The organism is Candidatus Zixiibacteriota bacterium (genome assembly GCA_040753495.1).
Classification (GTDB): Bacteria; Zixibacteria; MSB-5A5; order GN15; family PGXB01; genus DYGG01.
The window spans coordinates 1-20,583 of sequence record JBFMEF010000020.1 but is presented as its reverse complement, the minus strand read 5'-3'; the positions used below and the strand labels follow the sequence as shown (position 1 = coordinate 20,583).

Below are 20,583 nucleotides of genomic sequence, written 5' to 3'. Positions count from 1 at the left end.
GTCCCGGGACGCGACGTCAACCGCGTCCGGCGGCTGGCTCACATCCTGGTCGAGAGCCGAACGGGATAAGACCCGCTCCTCTTTAAGAGTATTGAACTCCACGCCGTTGCCGTTGTGGTTCTCTTCATCGGTTTCGCCATTGACGTCATCAGGGACGTTATAGGCGGTCTGGCGGGAAACCATGGCCGGTTCGGGCGCTGGCGCCGCCCCGGCCGGAGTCCGCTCATAATCACCGCTCTTACCGGACGGCTCAAACGAAGCCGCGCCGGCAACCGCGGCTGGTGTCGCCGCCGGCTCCGGTTGTTTTGCCGCCGTCGGGGATGTCGCGCTGCGGGTCGACTTCGCCTTTTCCAACACTAACTTGATAATCATCTTGAGAGTATCGAAAACTCCCTTCCCGGTTACCGCCTCCGCTTCAAAACTCATCCATCCCAGTGGATTCAGTTTCGCTTCCAGTTCCGGAACGGTTAAAACGCCGGGCAGGTCCCTCTTATTGTATTGTATGACCACCGGTATATCATTAATGTCATATCCATACTCCGCCAGATTCTCTTTCATATTGGTCAGCGACTCAATATTTTCGTCCATTTTTTCCGCCTGGCTGTCGGCGACAAATACGATGCCGTCCACCCCGCGAAGCACCAGTTTGCGGGTGGCGTTGTAGTAAACCTGCCCCGGCACCGTATACAGCTGGAACTTGGCGGTAAAGCCATTGATGGTGCCGATATTGATTGGCAGAAAATCAAAATAGAGAGTCCGGTCGGCTTCGGTCGCCAGCGAAATCATCTTCCCCCTGGTGGTCGAGGGGACTTTGTTATGGACATAAATCAGGTTGGTCGTCTTGCCGGACAACCCTGGTCCATAGAAGACAATCTTACAGGTGACCTCGCGCGATGCATAATTTATTGAGACCATAGTATCCTTTTTTCCAGGGTGAAGCTACCCTAATTGTGACTGCCTATTCTCGCAATAGCGTTTTTGATCTCAAGTCTAATCAAACCGATATTTACGTCTTTTTCGGCAGTTACCACCAAAATTCCAATCCCGGCGTTGCTAAAAAATAATTTTCCGTTGGCCGCTTCAATGGTCACCTGCGCCAGCGGGGTCTGCTGTAAGCGGTCCAGCGACTTCTGAATATTGGTCGTAATTGATGCCGCCAGAGCGCCCACCGCCTCTTCTTCAAAGGAGGTATCGAGGTCAGCCGCAATAACTATACCGTCATTACCCACAATCATCGAACCGGTAATTCCGGAAGTCTTGTTGAGTTCTTCAAGAATTTGATACATATTTCTCCTCCGCACTGTACGACACTGCTGCGCCGTAACGTTCGGACGTATATTTCTTTATTAATTCCGTTGCCTGTATAATTCTTATACCCAGTAAGTCGTCTTCCTCCCTGTTAGCCAGAACCAGCAGATTGAAATACCCGGCTTTGACTACGATTAATTTCATGGAGGCAAACGACATATCGATACGGTCCGGGATTTCCCCTTCCCGATTCCGCTTAAGTATCTTCTCATTCGATTTCTGCAACAGGAGCGATAACGGCGCCCAGCGCTCCAGGTCAACATTGCCGCGTTTGAAAGATGCCACGGTCAAGCCTTCCAGGTCAACCACGGCCGCCAGCAAGACGGCATGATGCTCGGCAAGATAACGGACGGCGCGGTCAAAACCGTTCTGTTCGTGACCGACCGAACTATCCGACCGGGGTTCAGAGGCGCCATGCTCAAAGACAGCGCTTGCGCGATGATGCTCGGCGGGCGCAGTCGGCGCGTGTCCGGTAGTTTCTCGTGATGCAGTCGGCGGCTGGTATTTCTTAATGTAATGCCGTCGTTCCCGCGCCGCGTCGCCGAACATCGCTCTGTAAATCGGCCTCAAGGTAAACGGCGCCGCCAGAATATGCAGCAGAATGGCCGGCAGGTAGCGCGAAATACCGAGCGTCAGCGAGACCGAAAAGTTGAGATTATACATTACCGCCAGCATAATCCCGAAAACTGTGCCCAGAGCGATGCGGTAGAGGAAGGTAATCCCTGCTCCCTGCAATATTTGCAACAGACTGGATTGAGGCCGCAATATGAATACCACAATACCGTAGTAAAGAATTTCCAGCAGAGAATATGCAAAGGAACCGGTCGAGAGGTCCATCCCCAGCTTGCGGGGGAAAACAACCATTGGCACCACTATTAAGAGACTTGAAATCAGGAGTACCAGTCGGCTGTCTTTTCCATAAAGGGTCATCTGAATTTCCTCCTGACTAATTATATTCCAGGTCCAGGCGACGCAGCAAGGCGGTCATTTTCAAACGAAGCGTCCCGAGATTTATCTGTTTGTTGGCGCGAATAAGCAGAAAACTGCCGCCTAAAGGCAACAGATTGACAATCAGGTCGCCGGCCTCGACCAGAACATTCTCATATTTTCCAAAAGGTGAGTTTCCCAACTGCGCTTTTATTGTCCGTTCAATATCGCCGGCAAGGGCGCCGCAGAGATCGCGGTCCTGCGGATTGTCCCAGCGAGAATCAGCCACCAGTCCATCCTTGTGTATCAGCAGCACTCCTTCCACCCCGGAGATTTCCATCATATGATTGAGAAACTGATTCATACTGATGCGGTCAACTGCCGGCTCCAAAGCGGGAGCTGTCGGCGCCGCCTTGGACTCAATATGGGCAGTACCTTCAATCTTGCGCGCCGACTCCAGAGGAAGTTTCTTGGCTATCTCCAGAAGCTTGAGGACCTGCTGATTGGAGGTATCCGCGGAATGTAAACGATTCAATATTTTGGTTGCCTTGGCAAACTCTCCCTTATAAATATAGATTTCAGCCAACAGAAGGTCGCTGGCGTGACTGCTGCCTTCCAGCTCTATCGCCTTCTGAACCTCCAGTTCCGCCCAATCATATAGACCCTTATCAAAGTTGATCTTGGCCATTACCATGTGTGCTGAGCCATAATTGGGATGAACCCGCAATCCATTCTGGCATACTCGAAAGGCTTTATCCAACTCACCTTTCTTGCGATATGCCTCGGCCAGCGCCGCAAAAATCTGGGAGTTCGGATTCTCGTCCAGAATTTTGTTGCACTTGGAAATCCGGTCATCCAGTTCGGTGGTAAACGCCATTACATTTGCTCCAGATTACACGGCAATTTTCTATAAATCAAAAGGTTACATTCGGTCATTTTTGCCGTTTCGTAATTATAATCGCCATCACAACTTGTGTCAATCAAATATAATTCATCCGAGAACTTTTCGGGTCTGATACAGTCCCGCCAGCCAGGTTGCCGCCATTGACAGATAAAGTAAGGTCACTACAGTCTCCGGGACGGCTAAAAAGCCGAGCTTGGAAACCAGCGCCACCGCCTGCGCCAGGCAGAGGCAGATAAACCCGACCAAAATCATCTGCCAGCTCTTGGACATCAGTCCCCCGCGAACCAGGGAAAGGATTTTCATGGCCCAGATCAGCCCGACAATGGCGCACAGCAAAAGCGCCAGATGCAGTATCGAGACGGCCGTAAAGCCGCCTTCTACGCCGTTACCGGCATAGGCAGCGGGGGTCAGAGCAATGAATGCGGCAAGACCACCTGATAAAATCCGTTTTCTATTCATCATGATGCACCCTTAACTAATTTAACGACACGCTCCGCCTTCTTGACGGAGTTTATCAAATTCTCATCTATCTGATATCTTTTCACCAGTTCCCGTTTTAAAGCGAGCGGTTCGGAAACTTCCTTCTTCACAAGATTTATCGCTTGGCGGTACGGACCTATCCCCAGGAAATAAAATACATACTCAAGCTGATTGCTCAGCATATTTTCCAGGGCCGACATGACCGTATGCATTCTCACCGCCGGCGGTATCTTAATGATTTCATTGTAGAAGCGGTCGAAGGTGGGGCTTATATCGGCGTTGGGATCGAAGCCGGGGAAATAGACCAGAAAGCCATTGCGGAATCCTGAAAGATACTTATGGAACATCGGGTTTTCGTCTCCCACGATGGTCTCCACCAGCGATTTTATCCGATAGAAGCAGTTGTTGTAGAGGGCAAAGAGGATGGAAAGCACAATCTCTTCATCATTTTGAATCTCTTCTTCATTCTTTCGTTCCGCTTTGCCGGCCGCCTGAACCAGCCCGGACACTATCAACTTATATACGGCGCGACAGGTGACAAATTCGCCAATTGGCGAGGCTTCAATCAAGTCCGGCATGGTGCGCTCGCCGTTTATGAGCGAAAGCACACGGTACTCTTCCAGCGTCATGGTGATTTCGTCCCGTTTGGCGCGCGGACTGGGATTCAGTTTTAATATTATATCATCCGGTGGAAGTACCTTTTGAATCTCCACCCATTCATCGATGCGGCGGGTCCCCTCCATGATAATATTGGTCGTACTGAGTTCGACCATGATGGGGACCTTCTTCGGCAGAACTCCTTCGACAAACTTGAATTCACCTTCCTGCCAGGAAAAGAGATTGTAAACAATCTCCTCTATCTGCATTTTGAGGCACTCGACGACTTCTTCCCGGTCAAAGAGATTCATATCGACCAGGGTCGTCCCGAGCTGCCGTCCGGTCTGCTTGTGCAGGGCAATCGCTTTATCCAGGTCGGCTTTGGAGATTTTACCCCGTTTCAGAAGTAGATTGCCGAGAAGGTCTTCAGTTGAGTTAATAGCTGAAGCATGAATAATATTCCCATCACGGAAGGCAACCTCCTTTTGCCTGGCGGAGGTAGCGACCTGCAGAATTCCAGTCTTCTTCCCCGTTGACAGAAGCTGCAAAATGTCCGGAAAGGAAACAGTTTTTAGATTTCCAGTAAGGCTCATAATCTTGAAATCCACCTCGCAACTCAAGTGTTGCAGGGATGTTATAATTCTAATATTTCTTTTATGTTATCGGGAAAAAGAGGCTTGTACTTAACCTCGGCGTCAAGTCCGGAAGCTAATTTTCGACCGTAAGGCGACCATTTTTGAGGGTGATTTCAACCGCCCCAACCTCTAATGTTTCAAAAAGTTGGAAGGGATGGTTCTGGGGGTCACTCTGATAGGCCTCAATCCGGGGGCGCGCTTCCTTTGTAATCCTATTGCAGACAAGAAATTGGAGGCTATTCTGGCGAACTAAAACCTGCCAAATTTCAAGGTCAAGAACCGGCACGGCGTACAAATGGCTGGGGTATTCAGAATCGACCATATTTTGCGTTAAACCGTCTCTCGAACTGATAGTCAGAGAATATGCTTCGAGACGGAATGTGATAATTCCAGGGTGCAGCACAGAAGAATTGTTCTTTGTCATCGAATCCGGCTCAGCATAAAATATAACCTGGCTGTCCGGCGGCTTCATTTCGTGCTGAATCAGGATATCGTGGTAAAGGTTGTATGCGGGCAAAGGAAGATATAATCGCGAAGCGCCATTTCGGGCAACACGAAGCGCTTCCAGCACCGTATCGTAATCGCCGTCCAGAGCGATTATTTCCGGGTCAGTGAAACCGCGGTTGTAAAGAAGCGGAGTGATTAGCAGCTCCGCATAGCTGTAATCGCGGTGCGGTATGTTGGCAAGTATTACCTTAGCCGGAGTGGTGTAGGTAACTGCCGCCAGTCCTTCTGGAATCGAAAGAATCGTCATCCGGAATTGCGGCTCGGCGCGAACCAGGCCCCTGATGGAGAAAATATTCAGGGCGACCAGAATCAAAATCACCAGAATTCGTCGATACCGTACATCACGAATTGCGGCAACCAGAAATATGAAGAATAAGTAGTAAAATATCAGGATTACAAAATCGATTACACCACCGGCCTGAAGCGTCATGCTGTCGTCGCCGAAAAACCGCAGCAAACTGATATTCAAACTCAAGAGGGGATTGAGAAGACCTCCGGCGAAGTCGCCGGCAAGCGGCAATATGAATGACAGAACCAGAAGAATAACATCTCCCACCACGATTATTCCAACCAGCGGAACGATAACTAAATTGGCGGCGAATGAAATCAAAGGCAGACGATGAAAGTAAAAGCCGGTCAGTGGAACCGAGACCAGTTGTGCAATAAAGCAAACAATGAGAGGCAAACCGACAAAGCGATAGACAAATGTCCGACGCCATCGAAAGAACAGGGCGGAAATTTTGGGGACAAAAAATATAATCCCCCAGGCGCAGACAAAAGACAACTGAAATCCGATATCAAACAGCTCGGTCGGCTTGACGGCCAGAATGAGCAAGGCGGTGGCGGCAACGATATTGTTGTAGTCGATACGCTTCTGCAGTAGCTTGCCGAGCAGAACCAGACTCGCCATTATCGACGCCCGCACCACCGAGGGCTGATTATAGGAAAGAAACGAAAAAATCAGGATAATCAATATAAGCAGCAAGGTACGAGCCATAGCATTAAAAGGAGATGCTCGGAATATAAATGCAAAGAACATCACCACCAGCGCCACATTCGAGCCGGAAACGGCCAGCAAGTGCAGAGTTCCGCTGTCTCGGAAGAGGTCATATATATCCCGGGGAATGTCGCGGGTTTCTCCAATCAGGAAGCCTGATGCCAGAGCCGCTTCACGCTGACCCAGGGTTCTTTTGAAAACGCTAACAACCTCAGTTCTTAATTGACTGATTGCGCGACGAATGTTGCCGGCGCCAACGGGGTCAACCTGAATCGCAAATTGATGCGGCTGGTAGGCGACTCCGAATACCTCTTTGAGCACCAGATAACGGCGGTAATCCAATCCGGATGGATTTCGTCCCCCTCGAACAGAATAGACTCGCGATTCAAATATAATGCGGTCGCCGTACTGCAGACGAGTCGTGGGGGTCATAATTCTTAGCAGAATCCGGCCTGACGAATGAACTATCTGACGCTCCACCGCCAGAGAATCAACCTGAAGATATATTTCCGTGCTTCTGTCTTTCAGCACAGGCCAATCGTCAATTGTGCCGTAGATTTCCAGAGGTCGGTCATTATCTACAAAATGACTGATATGCCCCGGCGGGAAAGTCTTAATCCTGAAAGCATATCCGAAAGCAGAGAGGCAGACCAGAGCCAGGATTCCCAGGAGCGCCGACAGAAAGATTCGTCCCTGAAAGAAACATAGGAGCGTTCCCGCAAAGAGAAGAAGCGAAAACACTATATAGGGATAGGACGAGAACGGCAGATACTCGGCAATCAAGATGCCTGATATCACGCCTATCAGGGCAATAACGGCAGGGTACTTTCGTGCCGGTGCAATCGCCGCAGCCATACTCTATTTCCGAATTAATCGGTTCAGAAATGACAGAAGACGGCCGACTTCCTCCACCTTGAGAATCTTCAAAATCAGAAGGTAGATAATCCCCATGGCGGCAATCTGAGCAGTCACCGTTAAGACTTTCCCTCCGATACCGGCAATAGCAAACCAGCGGTCAAACGGAATAAATCTTACTGAGACGAACGCCAAAAGCGCCGCTGTGGATACCTTGACAAAATGGACCGCGATGAATTTAATATCTACGGCGGGAATTTGACGTCGGAGACTAAAGAGGAGCTGACCAAAATTTACCAGGCCGGCGGCCGACGTCGCCGCCGCCAGGCCGGCAAAGCCCCAGAATGGGATTAACGCGAAATTGAGAACGATATTTACTACGACCGAAACCAGCGAATAAATCATCGGCTTTCTGGCGTCGCCGAGGGCATAAAAGACCGGCGCCGCCACCCGGACACCGGCAAAGCCGACTAATCCGAAAGAATAAAAGAGCAACGCCTGCACCGTATTCGCGGTTGCGGCAGCATCAAAAGCGCCCCGTTCATAAATCAGACGCACCAGGTCGGTTCCAAATCCTGCCAGATAAACAGCCGACGGCACAACCAGGAATGTTGAAAGGCCGACCGCTTCATGGAAGGTCTTCACCAGAAGGTCTTCCCGTCGGGAGGCAACCTGCTCCGACACTTTGGGCAAAGCCACCGTGCCTAACGCCACTCCGAAGACGCCCAGAGGAAAATGCATTAGTCGATATGCGTAATTGAGATACGACATCGCCCCCTCCGCAAGTAATGACGCCAGCAGGGTGCTGACCAGAATATTTATTCTCGAAGCCGAAAGTCCCAGAATCATAGGGGATATGAGACGATTAATCCTTGCTATCCCCTCATCTTTGAAATCAGCCTTGAATTGGAAACGATACCCGACTTTCCGGAGAGATGGAATTTGAAACAGAATCTGCCCCAGCCCCCCCAGCAGGACACCGATTGCCATAGTGTAGATGGGGACTTCAAAGTAAGAGTAAAGCAGCACCGGGGCAAGAATCATCCCGGCATTAAACAATGTTGGAGCCAGCGCCGGCACCCCAAACCGTCCGCAAGAGTTGAGAATGCCCATCTGTACCGCCGATACCGAGACCATCAGAAGAAAAACAAACATGATTCGGGTCAGATTGACTGTCAAAGCAAACTTTGCCGGGTCATCGTAAAACCCCTTGGCGCTGATATAAATCAGGGCCGGGGTGAAAATTATCCCCAACGCGACAATGCCTCCGACAATTATTACCAGGTTGGAGATGGTCAGGTTGGCGAGACGGAAGGCCTCTTCTTTACCGCGATTGACAATCTTCTCTTTGAAAACCGGCACAAAGGCGGAGGATAGCGCTCCTTCGGCAAACAGATCGCGGAGAAGATTGGGAATGCGAAAAGCGGCAACAAAGGCATCGGTCATCATTCCGGCGCCAAAGAAATAAGCCTGGACCTGCTCTCGCACCAGCCCCAGAATTCGGGAAACTGCCGTCGCCAGGGAAACCTTCCCGGCCGAGGCGGCGACTGATTGATTTTCTTTATTGCTCATTGACAAAGCGGCGTATTTGGATATATTTAAAGGTTAATTTTTGGAAAAAAGAAAGGGAAAAGATTGCCATACCATAAGTCCTGCAAGAAACGGATGAAGACATCGGCCCTGGCGCGTCAGCGGAATCGTGCCGCCCGCTCGGATATGAAATCTATAGTCAAAGAACTTAAAGCCTGCAAGAGCCGCGCGGAAGCCGAAAAGATTTTTCGCGATGCGGCAAGCACTATAGACAGAGCGGCGGGCAAAAATCTTATCCATAAGAACAAAGCTGCCCGGGACAAGTCCAAGCTTGCCGCCTTTGTCGCCTCGCTTCCCAGTTCCTGATTTTCACCACAGGTGCCGTACATATTTCAGTAGTTTCGGCCGGGTTTTTATCAGCCCGGCCAGAATCTGCCCCGGTTTTAAGCCGGCAACAGAATCGCGGGCGGCAAAAAATTCTATCAGCGCGACAATGATCTCGTCAAAATCATCGTCTGTAAGACGGTCATAGATATTCCGCAATTTGCGGTACAGCGCCAGTTCTTCACCCTTTTCATCGAGAAATTTCTTAGGATATAGCTGATCCAGCTCCGCCTCCTGCCTGATATCGCCTCTGAGAAACGCCGCCGCCGCCATCCCGGCATATCTGCCAGAAAGCAGAGCGTACAGAATTCCTGCCCCCGAGATGGAGTCATCGGCGCGAGCGGCATCGCCGGCAACCAGAAGGTTTTTCAACCTGAAAATTCTTTCACCCTGATATCGAGGCGCCAAACCGCAGAATTTGCCCGCTTCAATTGCCCCCGGAAATCTTGACCCGATAAAATCATTCAGCAACTGCTCCGGCGGAAATTTCTGCGTCAATCGGGTGGAGACACCCAGCCCGACATTGGCTTCGCGGTCCGACTTGGGGAAAATCCAGAGATAACTTGACGGGGCTATCCGTCGCCCCAGATAAATTTCAATCAGCGCCGGGTCGACTTCAATATTCTTCAATCGATATTGTAAAAGCGACTCGGTTTCTCTTACGTTAATCAGATTGGGGATGCCGGCCAGCCGCGCCACTTTCGATTCTACGCCGTCGGCAGCAATGAAAATTCTCGCGTCAATTGTCCCTGGTCCGTCTTTCCGGTTGTCAATGGCAAGCGACTCGAAGGCGGTCTCTCCGCTCAGTTGGAGTCCAATGGTCTCGGTCAATAGTTCCGCTCCGGCGGCAACCGCTTGCCGCGCCAGTTCCAGGTCGAACTGGGGACGATTAAGTATATAACCGGCGCCCGGGTGCTTGACTGTTATCGCTTTCCCACCAGGAGAGACCACCTTTATCTCATCAATCGTACATGAAATTAAGTCCGGTTTCAGACTCATCAGCCGGTCGAGCGCCCCTTTGGAAACCGCCTCTCCACAGCATAAGGGAGTACCCGGTTGCGAATGCTTCTCGAGCAGGGCTACTGAGAACCCGGCGCGGGCGATTTCGACCGCCGCCATCGAACCGGCCGGACCGGCGCCGATGACGACCGCATCATACCGCATCTTTCAGCTCCAAAGTTATGGCTCTCACCGGGCAGAACTCAGGGCAGGCGCCGCAGAGAGTGCAGAGAGCCTGGTCACAGAAAAGGTCTTCGAAGGAAAGGAATAACCCCTCTACCGGGCAGAGGGGAACACAGCCGCCGCAGTCCAGACATAGCTCCTGCGCAATTATGAGCATACTGCCGGCAATCTATAGACATCACCGGCCGTATTCAACTTTTTTCTGGAAGTCTAATGACGATTAAGCAGGCAGACTCCGCACCGGAAATATTCCGGATGACCGCTGCGGATACGGTAATTCAGAAGGTCGATAAGAAAGCGGTTCTTTTCCCGAAGGGGCGCCCGTTCCCGCAGGACCCTTATGGGGAAATCGATTCCAAGGAGTCTCGGTCCCACGGCAACCGATATCATTCCGGAGGGAAATTTGAAACCATTCCTGGCGGCATTCAGCAGGTCGTCAGGAGTAAGATGCGAAAAATCTATGATGGTCTCGATATGGGAGACTTTGAGGTTGGTTGATTTCAGCTCCGAAAGCGGCGCTTTATCGCGGATGACGAAATTTCTTTCGAGGAAATTTAGAAAATAGAAGAGATATCCGTTCAGGGCCATCTCTTTGTTTCGCCTGAAATCGAGATAGAGTTTTCTCTGGTCAGGGAAGGTCACAGCGGCGCTGATGAAGGAAGCCGGATAATGCTTCCTCTTCTCCGCTGCCGGGACAAGCATGGCGCGCGGAAAACAGAGATTAAACTGGCAAATATGACTCTCCTCTAGGCTCTCCACAACCAGAGAGGCATCAATCGTCTCATTAGGCCGAAGAATCATCAGCTGCACCGGAATATGTTCCAGTTTCTGCTCCAAAGCGGCGGCTAGGTACGATGATTCATCCAGCAGGAGATATCGCTCCTTCCCCATTGAAGCCACGGCAACCGGATGCGGAAAGATTTCACGGGCGCCAAAATACTCCCGCCAGTAGGCAATGCGGGAGGGGTCAGGCTTCTGAATACTTACGATGTCGGCGATACGGACAATTTTCAGTTTCGGATTCATAATCGGTATCCGGTGCAATTTATCATAACTGAGACCAGCAATATCGATGCCTGTGCCCCGGAGGAAGGACGATATTTATATCCAGGATTAACTTCTTGAATTTCAAGGTCATAAAAAGATGCAGATTTTCCCTGCCCCCTGATAACGGTCAATTATTTCTTAGATTGTGCAGAAGACTTCATCGATAAGGCGTCATAAAGGAAAATAAAAGGGCTCCGCAGGGAGCCCTCTATATCGGATGTCAATTTGCGGTTGACCTATTCAACGCAGCCGGCAACAGGAGCCGGTCCCCCTTTATACAGATAGGCGACCAGATATGTGATGTCCAGTATATTAATGGCGCAGTTCCCGTTCGGGTCGGCATAGTTTAAATCGTCCGGAGCCGGTCCCGATTTATAGAGGTAGCTTATCAGCGCCACAACATCAAGGATATTAACAATACCGTTTCCGTTGACATCACCAAAAGGCCTGCCGCTCTCTTCTCCAAACTCCGTGAGCACTCTGGCTATTAATGATTGCGCCGAACTGGCGGTCAGATAGTAGATAGGGAAGGACAAAGCGATTCTCTTGCCGGAAGCGCTGTTGAAAATAACGCCTGCAGTCTTCCCTTCATAGAGCGGATTATTGCTCTGAGAGTCATAATTATAAATTGGGGTGGCTCCGGGGAGGGTCTCAAATACGGAGACGCTGGGAAGGACCCCATTGAAGGGACTGCCGGTTTTCAGCGACAGATTGGGCCAGCCGTTGACCCCGGTGGCTCCAACAAAATCAAGGGCGCTGTTCTCGGTGACACGGGTAATACCGAATTCATCATACACGAAATCGCCCGGTCCCTGCAGCCCGTTGCCGCTCAGCCAGTAAACGGACTGAAAGCCGGCCAGCATGAGGTTGGTGGCATATCCCAGATACCATCGCATCGAATCAAGCGAAACATCAAACAGATGGCTCGATATATCATCATCAAACCAGAGAACAGAGCTGTATTGCCCCGCCAGCGAGCGGGTGAGATATTGATTGGTCGGGCCGATTTGATGTTTGGTATTAATGATTCCGGTGAAAACGCTGTCATAGTAGGCGGCCTGTTTCAGCTCCGTCGGATTGAGTCCGCCGGCGGCGGTTTCTTCAACAAACAGGATACCGCCATCAAAAGTGGCTGGAACGGTTCCCGACACCAGCGCTGTATCCGATTCGTTGTTGAGATTATCTACAGCCAAAACGGTGTATTCATACATGGTGTGCCCGAGAACGGCATAATCGATATAGAAGGTGTCGGTCAGGCTGGGGACCAGAGTCTGCCATGCGCCACCCGATTCCCGGCGCAAAATCTTGTAATGGTCCAGGTCAAGTTCACTATTAGAGCGCCAGGATAATTCAATCCGGGCGCTGTCAGGTTCGACAACAAATCCACGCGGCGCCCGCGGCTCCACGTAACTGACTCCGGAATCTTCCGGAAGATAGATAGGACCATGACCTTGCGCGTTCTCCCCCAGGACGGCAAGGTAATATGTTATTCCCTGCTGGAGACCGTTGATGGTATAAGTGCAATTCGGCGGCGTCACCGCGAGTGTATCGGTATAGATTCCCGATTCGGCGCCATACACAATTTTATATGTATAATCGGGGCGGCAATTGCTTGACCAGTTGATCTGAAGCGACTGCCCGTCGCCGACATCATAAACCCGGTCGATAAAAGTCGGACTGGCGGCAATATCTGCCTGCCCCAAACCGGCAACAGCCATTCTGACTATTTCTGTCATATGGGAAAAGTTCATTCGCGATGTCAGGTCAATGTCGGTATGCCAGCCGGGGAAGTTGAAATCCCCCTCCTGGGCGTAAACGGCGTGATATCCAAAATCGACAAATGAGGCATGGTCAGAATTTCCCGCCGAGCCGCCATAATACGGTATCAGGGTGGTTACCCTCGTAGCCGCAGATGCCATCAGGGCGGCATAAGCCGTAAAAGGACCGCTGAAGAGAACGACATCATTCACGGCATCATCGGTGTACCCTATCATATCAAAGTTGAGCATATACTCAATATTAGTCCCCTGAAAATATAAATTTTGAGCGGCGACATAAGAACCGACCAGCCCTACTTCTTCCGCTGAAAAAGCATAAAAAATCAGCGTCTTGTTGAGCGGGACATCTTTTAGAACGCGCGCAAGTTCCAGCACGGCGCTGGTGCCGCTGGCGTTATCGTCGGCTCCCGGAGCATAGACCGATGGATTCGACTGCTGGTTATAGGAGTCAAAGTGCCCCCCGATGACAACTACATTGTCCGGTTCCGTGGTTCCCGGTTTTACGCAGACAATATTATTACAGGCGATTCCGGGTAAGTAAAAAAGTTCTTTGCTCACCTGGGTATATCCGAACGAAAGAAATTTGTCGTACAGCCAGTCCTCCGCCGCCAGAATCGAATCGGAATCAACATAACGGGTGCGAAAGGCTTCCAGCCTGGTGTTGTAGGAATAGAGGGAGTCCTGCAAAATATAGGGCGCAAGGGTATCATAAGGGTAAGAGTCCAGCGGCTTAAAAGCGGTTACCTCTCGCGGCTTATAGAATAGCGGCGTGGTTCTTCCCGCCAGAGGAACCGGCATAAACCCACTCAGACGAACCCGTTCGGCTTCGCTGGCGGTCGCTTCGATGATATAATAGTTCTCTTCGGTGTAAAGAGATACAAAGGGAAGCACTTTGCGGAACTCCAGCGGATTTACCGGCGCAACCAGATAATAGCGGTCAGGGTCAAAATCCCGCGACACCAGCTCGAGAGGAACTCCCAATGATTGCAGACTTCTGACATCTGAATCGCTCAGCGCCACCAGAAAACGGCCGTTGATTGTGCCATAGGCATTACCCGCAATCTGTCTGGAATACTCCAGCGCCTCCTTGCCTTCAATCCTCAGCAGATAAAGGTCATCGGCGTAAACCGCGGTTGCCGCCAGAAGCAACAGTGCCAGAAGAGATATCCGGCGGATAGACATATTTATTCCTTTCTTAACAATTTTCTCAGTGACGGGTATTCTGGTCGAGCATACTTAATGCTTGAGGTATGAGGAGTATGCATCGTTAAAATAAAGATAATGAATCGGCGACTTTTGTCAAAAACTCTTTTTGGGTCTCTTAAGATTTACGCTCCAGGGAAGTCAGAAGTTTCCCTTTCATATCTTCCCGGACCTCCAGATACTTACCTGACGCCGAGGCAGCAACTTCACCGCTTTCCAATCGCATCTCCCCGCGGGTGATATATAACCGTCCCTTCTGGCTTTCGACCACTCCTTCCAGGTTCAGATGCTGCCCAATCTGCACCGCCTTATGGAACTTAACCGTCAACTCTACCGTCATGGCAAAAATATGGCGCGCCAAAAGCGCCTTAATCATCACTTCATCCAGCAGGCTGGCCGTTATCCCGCCATGATAGATATCTTTGTACCCCTCAAAGTGTTGTTGCGCGGTGCATTCGGCGACCGCCTTCCCTTCCGTGTAGAAAAATTTGACTTTTAAACCATACTGGTTCTGGTCGCCGCAAATGAAACATCCGGAATAGCGGGCAATTTCAATCATAATTGACCAATTTAGCGGTTGCTTCCCGCTTGTCAACAAAACAAAAACCCCGCCTGGCGGCGGGGTTCAAGAAGACTTTACACCAGAAGCCTAATTAGAGGGAGGGAGACAGATTGTCCGGGCGTAATTCCAGGTCTTACCTTCGCTGCTGACAGAAATGCTGGCTTCTCCATTGTCAAACGTTACGCTCACGACCCAATTGCGAACCCGCAGAGTTTTGCCTTCGTCAGTGGACAAAAGATATGACTGGTTAATGTCAATCTCAATGTTTCCTGACGTCGGGCAGCCGCTTGACCAGGGGTAGTTTGGCACGCGCGACAGATTTATATCGTTCACCGCCACATCCATATCATATTGGGCTTCCACCGTAGAATCGTCGGCAACATAAACCCACTTCACAAAAACATCTTTGGTGCCGTTGATAGCGGCGACATTCTGGTCCAGTCCGCTGTATTCCAGATTGAGATAAGCGCTCATGTTGACATGGGAAACATTGGTATTCTTAAAAACAAAATCCCACTTGCGGATAAAATGCAGATAATCGAGTCCGGAAGGGTCTTCGATCACTTCGCCGTTATCCCGGTACTGTACCGAGTCAACGAGGACACTGGCCGTATAGGCGTTATTGCGAGAAATGTAGACTATGTACCAGCCGTCATAGTACCCAAAAGTCGCCGTGTCGGTTGGTCCCATAGGTCCATAGTTATTGATTACGTTTTCGGTGTCGACCGGCGCCTTGTAGATATTCTCGAACCCTTCCGCAAAATAATTCTGCGCCGAATCAAGGAAAACATTCACCTGGTCCTGTACCTGAATGAACTCGGGGTCGGTCAGTAAACCGGTATTGCTGGGACTGGCCGGAGTTTTCTCATCGGAGCATCCGCCCGCCAGGCAAAGCAGCGCCACAACTGTCAGCAGGCATACCCCGGATGCGATTTTGTGAGGATGCATTGGTTCTCCTTTCGAGACATTCTATCCGGGGCACCCTTTCGCCACTTCTACTTTTTCTTCTTCTTCGATTCCTTTAGAAGAAACAGCATAATTGCTTTCTGAATATGCAGTCTGTTCTCCGCCTGGTCGAAAACCACAGATTGAGGGCCATCCATAACCTCATCGGTGATTTCGCGGCCCCGTTCGGCGGGGAGGCAATGCATGACCAGGTGGTCAGGGCTGGCGCCGGACAGCAATGTTTTGTTTAATTGGAACTTACTTAACTGTTTTGATTTCTCCTCAAATTTGTCCTTTTGGCCCATCGAGGCCCAGACATCGGTATAAACTACATCGGCATCTTTCACCGCTTCTTTAGGGTCTTCCGTCACAAGGACTTGGCTCTCTTTATTCTGGAGCGCCCGTTCCATCATCCCCCCGTCGGGCGGAGTCTCAGCCGAGGTGCCTATCCGCAGGTCAATCGGTATTAGCGACGCCAGATTCAGCCAGGAATTAGCGACATTATTGCCATCACCCAGATAGGCTATTTTGTAGCGGGGTTTCTTCCGGGCATGTTCGAGAATTGTGAAGTAATCCCCCAGAATCTGGCAGGGATGTCCCAGGTCCGTAAGACCATTGACTACCGGCACCGAAGCATACTTCGCCAGTTCGGTGACATCGCTATGGGCAAAGGTGCGAATCATTATCAGGCCGACATAGCGGGAGAGTACCCGGGCGGCATCGGCTATCGATTCCCGTCGTCCCAATTGAATCTCCGGGTCGGTGATATATATAGGATGTCCGCCCAGTTCGAAAATGCCCACTTCAAAAGAAACTCTTGTCCGCAATGACGGCTTGGTAAAAATACAGGCGACCGCTTTACCTTTGAGCGGCTTGGGGGCAATCTGCCCCTTTTTCATCTTCTTACATAAATCGAATACCTCGCGAATCTCCTTGGGCGCGAGGTCGTCGATTTCGGTCAGGTGCCGAAGCATATTATCTCCTTTCAATTTCGGTTAAATTGTGCTAAATAATGGCGTGCCGTCAGATAAGTCAAGCCCGACTGTCGGCGCCGCGGAAGATATGACTCGCGGCAGATTTTCGAATCAGTTTGCGGCGCGTAAGGGCGTCGGGACAAGGAAACATCGGAAGGGCAGTATTCGTATCGGATATTAATGAGCGAATGGAGGGAAGGAGCCTATGCAGAAAAGAGAATCGGTCGGCTTGATATTGATTTTGCTGGGGGGAGTCCTTTTGAGTCTCAGCATTATTACCAATATCTACCCCCATGTTAGAATTTGGAGAATCATGCCGCTTCTATGGCCCCTGGTGCTGGTGGCTTTGGGGCTCTATCTGATATTCAGAAAGCAGTTCCAGGCGCACCCGAAGGTGATAGAAATCTCCGCCGCCGCAGAAAAAATAGCGACCGAATTCGGGCAGAAGTTTGAGAAGACTTTTGGTGATGTTTCACTCAATGCCAGGGATGCCGAAATCGACGGGACCAATATCTCCTGCGCCTTTGGCGATTGTTTTCTCAATCTGACCGGCGCAAAATTGAAGCCGGGGACCAATCAGATTTTTGTCACAACTACTTTCGGTGATGTCACAATAATGGTGCCGAAAGATATTGAGGTCTGGGTATTCGGGACATCGACCATGGGCGACCTGGTCATCTTTGACCGTAAGGTCTCCGGAATATCAAACAGCCTGAGTCACCAGACGCCCGGTTATGATACCGCCGCTGTCAGACTTCAAATCACAGCTCGAACAACTTTCGGCGATGTCCAGGTCCTCTGGGGATAAATAAGACAGGGATGTCGTCTGCGACATCCCTGATAAACTGAGACTGGAAAGCGACGTTAGAATCGTCTTCCGCCGCCTCCGCCAAATCCGCCGCGTCTGCCGCCGCCACCGGAGTGTCCGCCACGGCCGCCGCCACCGCCGCGGCCTCCACCACCGCCTCCGCCGCCTTCGCTGCGGGGACGGGCTTCATTGACCGTCAAGTTCACTCCATTAAGGTCAGCGTGATTCAAACCGGCAATGGCGGCGCGCCCTTCCTCCTTGGAAGGCATGTCGACAAAACCGAAACCGCGCGGTTCACCGGTAAAACGGTCCTTAATGATGTTGATACTGGCTACCTGGCCGTAACTCTCGAATGCCTTGCGAAGGTCTTCTTCGGTTATATCGCGGGTCAGGTTTCCTACGTAGATATTCATTCTACTCTCCCCATTTGTTTATCGCTTCACGGTTTACTCACTAAGTAACTTCGCAAGGCAAGATAAACGATTACTGGCGCACTATTGCGCCGTCTCTCCCCAAAGAAGATTTCTGCTGGGATTATCCTTGTGGAACAACATTAGAAAACTCAAGTAAGGAGATATTGTTTCTGTTTCCAATATATACGTCTCTTTGGCGATGTCAATGACAATATTCCGAGGCTATCATACCCTGGCAACGCCTCATTGCATAATTATTATGTCGATTCTTCGATTCTTGGTGCGGCCATCCGGGGTGTCGTTTGATGCCACCGGGCGGTCGGCGCCATAACCGGCGGACTGCACCCGGTCGGCCGGTATAGAGAGGGACTGCCGAAGATACTGCATCACCGCTATCGCCCGTTTCTCCGAGAGACGAATATTTCCGGCCGGGTCGCCGGTATTGTCGGTATGCCCCTCTATCATCAGCTTGGAATCAGGGAACATCTTCAAAATTTCTATTACTTTGTTCAAGATAGGCACATGTTCATCGGCGATATCGCTCTTGCCCGGCGCAAAAGAAAGCCCTATGAGGCGAAGAACAATATCATTCGAAGCATTGAAGAGCACCTCCCCTTCCGAAGGATTTATTATCCGCTTAGCCTGACTCAGCTTGTCCTCTTTTTCACGACGGGCATCCAGTTCGGTCGAAATCTCCTTCTGGGTTTTGGTCAACTCGGCGATTTTCACCTGATGCTCCTGCAGTTCTTTCGCAAGATTCTGACGCTCGTCAAGCAAGGTGGCAATTTCGGTGTCGAGACGGCGCATCTTCTCTGGGAGAGTTAAGCCGCTGTCCGCCACGCCAAACCGCGCCAGAGACGACTTCAGCCACTCCTCGGTCTGAGCCGCAATCTGATACGCTTCCTGCTCTTTTCCGGCGCCGAACTCCTTCAAGGAGCGAATCCGTCGCACCAGAGAATCGGCCGCCGCCATCGGTCCGGTGTCGAATTGAAGCAACTCAATTCCAAATTCATTGGCGATTTTCTGCATCTCGATTTCGTACCCGAGCATCAGTTTTTCCCAGGCCTGGTCGTTCCGCTCCAGCGAGCGAACCAACTGCGAGACATTGGAGCCATGCCGCGCTTCGTACTCGGCGCGGGCGACATATTCGAGTGATTCTTTTCTTTCGTAACGGTCTTTAAGCAGAATCTCATCAGCTTTATTTCTTGCGGTTCGGGCTTTGTCCATTGTAGTGTAAGCATACTTGAGCCCTTCGTCGGCAATCGCCGCCGCAATCAGTTTATCCGCTTTCCCCAGAATATCGACCCGTATTGCCTCCAGTTCTGCCTTGTCAAAGAGAGGCGAGGCTTTGTCCGCTTCTTTAATTCCCCCTTTGACATCACCTGATTCTACCTTTTTGGTCGATTTCACAAACTGCGTCTCCGCCGCCTGATAAAGCTGTGGCACCAGTTGATGCGCCCGCGCCTTGCGCGCCTTATCCCTTGGAGGAAGATATTCCGATAGCGATAGCCGGGCAACGCCGGTCGCCTTGATAGCGTTTTCGGCGTACCCTTTAAAATCAGAGGCAAGTTCATTGATATACTGCTGCTTTTTGGCATATTCAACCGCCCGCTTCAGGTCCTGGAATTTACGCTCGGCATTAGAATAGGTCTCCGGGGCAAATATCGGGGCTTCAATAGCAACAATGGAGTCCATCAAGGGCTGAAGTTCCTTGACTACATCGCCGGTCTGCGCCAGGGAAGTCTCAAGGGAAACGACAATCGATAGCAACAAAATGACGACAAGAAATCCTTTCATAACCGACACTCCTTTGAAACGAATATCCGGAATTTAGAATTATCTAATAATTTGATTATCGTCAGGCAAGAGGAAATTAATGCTACTTTACGCGGTTCAGTTTAACCTGTCAGACGAAATACCTGCACGATGGAAAATAAAAGAGAGCCGGCAGACTTACCGCCTGCCGGCATTTGAACAAAAATCTAAATCAAAGTCCACTCTTATTCGGTCGGTTTCCAGACCTTCCAGACCTTTCCCACCAGGTCAGGACCGACCTTAAGGGTCGGCTGTCCCGGTTCCCATCCAGCAGGACAGGCTTCAGCCCCCTTGGTGGCGCGAACATGCTGGAAGGCTTTCACCTGACGAATCGACTCGGAGATTTTACGGCCGACCGGCGGGGTTAGCACTTCCATCGCCTGCACCACTCCGTCCGGGTCAATTATAAATCGCCCGCGGATATCGACCCCGGAGGCGTCGTCATAGACGCCATAAATCTTGCCGATACTTCCGGCGCCGTCACTCAGCATCGGCCAGGGAATCCCGCTTGCCGTCATCTTGGAAAGCTCCTCTTCGTCCCAGACCTTATGAACAAAGCGGCTATCAACACTTATTGAGAGAACTTCCACCCCCAGTTTCTGAAGTTCATCGTACTTACCGGCGACCGCCGATAATTCGGTCGGTCAGACAAAGGTGAAATCGCCGGGATAGAAACAGACCAGGACCCATTTCCCGGCATAGTCAGACAGTTTCACATTGACAAATTTCCCC

19 protein-coding genes and 1 pseudogene are annotated in these 20,583 nt (G+C 50.9%); 2 read left to right on the top strand and 18 right to left on the bottom strand.

Annotated elements, in window-relative coordinates:
• Window positions 1-339: 339 nt before the first annotated feature.
• The 8 genes and pseudogenes from AB1690_01295 to murJ all read right to left on the bottom strand — a co-directional run bounded on the left by AB1690_01295 (window position 340) and on the right by murJ (window position 8,782).
• A pseudogene (locus tag AB1690_01295) lies at window positions 340-915 on the bottom strand (GTPase domain-containing protein).
• Window positions 916-944: 29 nt separating this feature from the next.
• Window positions 945-1,286 (bottom strand): roadblock/LC7 domain-containing protein, encoded by a 342-nt coding sequence (locus AB1690_01290; protein MEW6013935.1) that lies wholly within the window; start codon window positions 1,284-1,286, stop codon window positions 945-947.
• Entirely contained in the window at window positions 1,270-2,238 is a 969-nt protein-coding gene (locus AB1690_01285) for a hypothetical protein (protein ID MEW6013934.1), read from the bottom strand. Before AB1690_01285 ends, AB1690_01290 begins: the two co-directional genes overlap by 17 nt.
• A 16-nt stretch (window positions 2,239-2,254) precedes the next feature.
• On the bottom strand, window positions 2,255-3,112 hold the full coding sequence (locus tag AB1690_01280; protein ID MEW6013933.1) for a hypothetical protein: 858 nt from the start codon (window positions 3,110-3,112) through the stop codon (window positions 2,255-2,257).
• 114 nt (window positions 3,113-3,226) lie between these two features.
• Window positions 3,227-3,601, bottom strand: a complete 375-nt coding sequence (locus AB1690_01275) for a hypothetical protein (protein ID MEW6013932.1) — start codon at window positions 3,599-3,601, stop codon at window positions 3,227-3,229.
• Window positions 3,598-4,809 (bottom strand): DUF4388 domain-containing protein, encoded by a 1,212-nt coding sequence (locus AB1690_01270; protein MEW6013931.1) that lies wholly within the window; start codon window positions 4,807-4,809, stop codon window positions 3,598-3,600. The genes AB1690_01275 and AB1690_01270 overlap by 4 nt, the downstream gene beginning before the upstream one ends.
• A 115-nt stretch (window positions 4,810-4,924) precedes the next feature.
• Window positions 4,925-7,210 (bottom strand): ComEC/Rec2 family competence protein, encoded by a 2,286-nt coding sequence (locus AB1690_01265; GenBank protein MEW6013930.1) that lies wholly within the window; start codon window positions 7,208-7,210, stop codon window positions 4,925-4,927.
• Window positions 7,211-7,213: 3 nt separating this feature from the next.
• Window positions 7,214-8,782, bottom strand: a complete 1,569-nt coding sequence (gene murJ, locus AB1690_01260; GenBank protein MEW6013929.1) for a murein biosynthesis integral membrane protein MurJ — start codon at window positions 8,780-8,782, stop codon at window positions 7,214-7,216.
• Between the two features lie 63 nt (window positions 8,783-8,845).
• Here murJ and rpsT point away from each other — a divergent pair, with 63 nt between their 5' ends.
• Window positions 8,846-9,106 (top strand): 30S ribosomal protein S20, encoded by a 261-nt coding sequence (gene rpsT / locus AB1690_01255; protein MEW6013928.1) that lies wholly within the window; start codon window positions 8,846-8,848, stop codon window positions 9,104-9,106.
• Window positions 9,107-9,109: 3 nt separating this feature from the next.
• Here the strand turns inward: rpsT and AB1690_01250 are convergent, their stop codons facing one another.
• The 7 genes from AB1690_01250 to argF all read right to left on the bottom strand — a co-directional run bounded on the left by AB1690_01250 (window position 9,110) and on the right by argF (window position 16,815).
• Entirely contained in the window at window positions 9,110-10,288 is a 1,179-nt protein-coding gene (locus AB1690_01250; GenBank protein ID MEW6013927.1) for an NAD(P)/FAD-dependent oxidoreductase, read from the bottom strand.
• Complete coding sequence (locus AB1690_01245; GenBank protein ID MEW6013926.1) at window positions 10,278-10,463, bottom strand: 4Fe-4S binding protein; 186 nt, start codon at window positions 10,461-10,463, stop codon at window positions 10,278-10,280. Before AB1690_01245 ends, AB1690_01250 begins: the two co-directional genes overlap by 11 nt.
• 53 nt (window positions 10,464-10,516) lie before the next feature.
• Complete coding sequence (locus AB1690_01240) at window positions 10,517-11,332, bottom strand: hypothetical protein (GenBank protein MEW6013925.1); 816 nt, start codon at window positions 11,330-11,332, stop codon at window positions 10,517-10,519.
• Window positions 11,333-11,589: 257 nt separating this feature from the next.
• Window positions 11,590-14,313: a M28 family peptidase gene (locus AB1690_01235; protein MEW6013924.1), complete on the bottom strand. Its 2,724-nt coding sequence runs from the start codon at window positions 14,311-14,313 to the stop codon at window positions 11,590-11,592.
• Window positions 14,314-14,452: 139 nt separating this feature from the next.
• Entirely contained in the window at window positions 14,453-14,893 is a 441-nt protein-coding gene (locus AB1690_01230) for a PaaI family thioesterase (GenBank protein MEW6013923.1), read from the bottom strand.
• A gap of 90 nt (window positions 14,894-14,983) precedes the next feature.
• Window positions 14,984-15,844: a hypothetical protein gene (locus AB1690_01225; GenBank protein MEW6013922.1), complete on the bottom strand. Its 861-nt coding sequence runs from the start codon at window positions 15,842-15,844 to the stop codon at window positions 14,984-14,986.
• Window positions 15,845-15,891: 47 nt separating this feature from the next.
• Window positions 15,892-16,815, bottom strand: coding sequence for an ornithine carbamoyltransferase (argF, locus tag AB1690_01220; GenBank protein ID MEW6013921.1), 924 nt, complete (start codon window positions 16,813-16,815; stop codon window positions 15,892-15,894).
• Window positions 16,816-17,020: 205 nt separating this feature from the next.
• On the opposite strand from argF, the gene liaF reads away from it, so the two are divergent.
• A complete protein-coding gene (liaF, locus tag AB1690_01215; GenBank protein MEW6013920.1) occupies window positions 17,021-17,623 on the top strand; it encodes a cell wall-active antibiotics response protein LiaF in 603 nt (200 codons plus the stop codon).
• A gap of 56 nt (window positions 17,624-17,679) precedes the next feature.
• Here liaF and AB1690_01210 read toward each other — a convergent pair whose 3' ends face one another.
• From AB1690_01210 to prxU, 3 genes are all read right to left on the bottom strand, one after another.
• Window positions 17,680-18,036, bottom strand: a complete 357-nt coding sequence (locus AB1690_01210) for an RNA-binding protein (protein MEW6013919.1) — start codon at window positions 18,034-18,036, stop codon at window positions 17,680-17,682.
• Window positions 18,037-18,279: 243 nt separating this feature from the next.
• Entirely contained in the window at window positions 18,280-19,833 is a 1,554-nt protein-coding gene (locus tag AB1690_01205) for an OmpA family protein (protein ID MEW6013918.1), read from the bottom strand.
• A gap of 203 nt (window positions 19,834-20,036) precedes the next feature.
• On the bottom strand, window positions 20,037-20,583 hold a 547-nt coding region (prxU, locus tag AB1690_01200; GenBank protein MEW6013917.1), incomplete at its 5' end, for a thioredoxin-dependent peroxiredoxin.

Bases quoted from the DNA above. Each gene is read 5' to 3' on its own strand.
- AB1690_01290 (MEW6013935.1), bottom strand. From the start codon at position 1,286: ATGTATCAAATTCTTGAAGAACTCAACAAGACTTCCGGAATTACCGGT.
- AB1690_01285 (MEW6013934.1), bottom strand. From the start codon at position 2,238: ATGACCCTTTATGGAAAAGACAGCCGACTGGTACTCCTGATTTCAAGT.
- AB1690_01280 (MEW6013933.1), bottom strand. From the start codon at position 3,112: ATGGCGTTTACCACCGAACTGGATGACCGGATTTCCAAGTGCAACAAA.
- AB1690_01275 (MEW6013932.1), bottom strand. From the start codon at position 3,601: ATGATGAATAGAAAACGGATTTTATCAGGTGGTCTTGCCGCATTCATT.
- AB1690_01270 (MEW6013931.1), bottom strand. From the start codon at position 4,809: ATGAGCCTTACTGGAAATCTAAAAACTGTTTCCTTTCCGGACATTTTG.
- AB1690_01265 (MEW6013930.1), bottom strand. From the start codon at position 7,210: ATGGCTGCGGCGATTGCACCGGCACGAAAGTACCCTGCCGTTATTGCC.
- murJ (MEW6013929.1), bottom strand. From the start codon at position 8,782: ATGAGCAATAAAGAAAATCAATCAGTCGCCGCCTCGGCCGGGAAGGTT.
- AB1690_01250 (MEW6013927.1), bottom strand. From the start codon at position 10,288: ATGCGGTATGATGCGGTCGTCATCGGCGCCGGTCCGGCCGGTTCGATG.
- AB1690_01245 (MEW6013926.1), bottom strand. From the start codon at position 10,463: ATGCTCATAATTGCGCAGGAGCTATGTCTGGACTGCGGCGGCTGTGTT.
- AB1690_01240 (MEW6013925.1), bottom strand. From the start codon at position 11,332: ATGAATCCGAAACTGAAAATTGTCCGTATCGCCGACATCGTAAGTATT.
- AB1690_01235 (MEW6013924.1), bottom strand. From the start codon at position 14,313: ATGTCTATCCGCCGGATATCTCTTCTGGCACTGTTGCTTCTGGCGGCA.
- AB1690_01230 (MEW6013923.1), bottom strand. From the start codon at position 14,893: ATGATTGAAATTGCCCGCTATTCCGGATGTTTCATTTGCGGCGACCAG.
- AB1690_01225 (MEW6013922.1), bottom strand. From the start codon at position 15,844: ATGCATCCTCACAAAATCGCATCCGGGGTATGCCTGCTGACAGTTGTG.
- argF (MEW6013921.1), bottom strand. From the start codon at position 16,815: ATGCTTCGGCACCTGACCGAAATCGACGACCTCGCGCCCAAGGAGATT.
- liaF (MEW6013920.1), top strand. From the start codon at position 17,021: ATGCAGAAAAGAGAATCGGTCGGCTTGATATTGATTTTGCTGGGGGGA.
- AB1690_01210 (MEW6013919.1), bottom strand. From the start codon at position 18,036: ATGAATATCTACGTAGGAAACCTGACCCGCGATATAACCGAAGAAGAC.
- AB1690_01205 (MEW6013918.1), bottom strand. From the start codon at position 19,833: ATGAAAGGATTTCTTGTCGTCATTTTGTTGCTATCGATTGTCGTTTCC.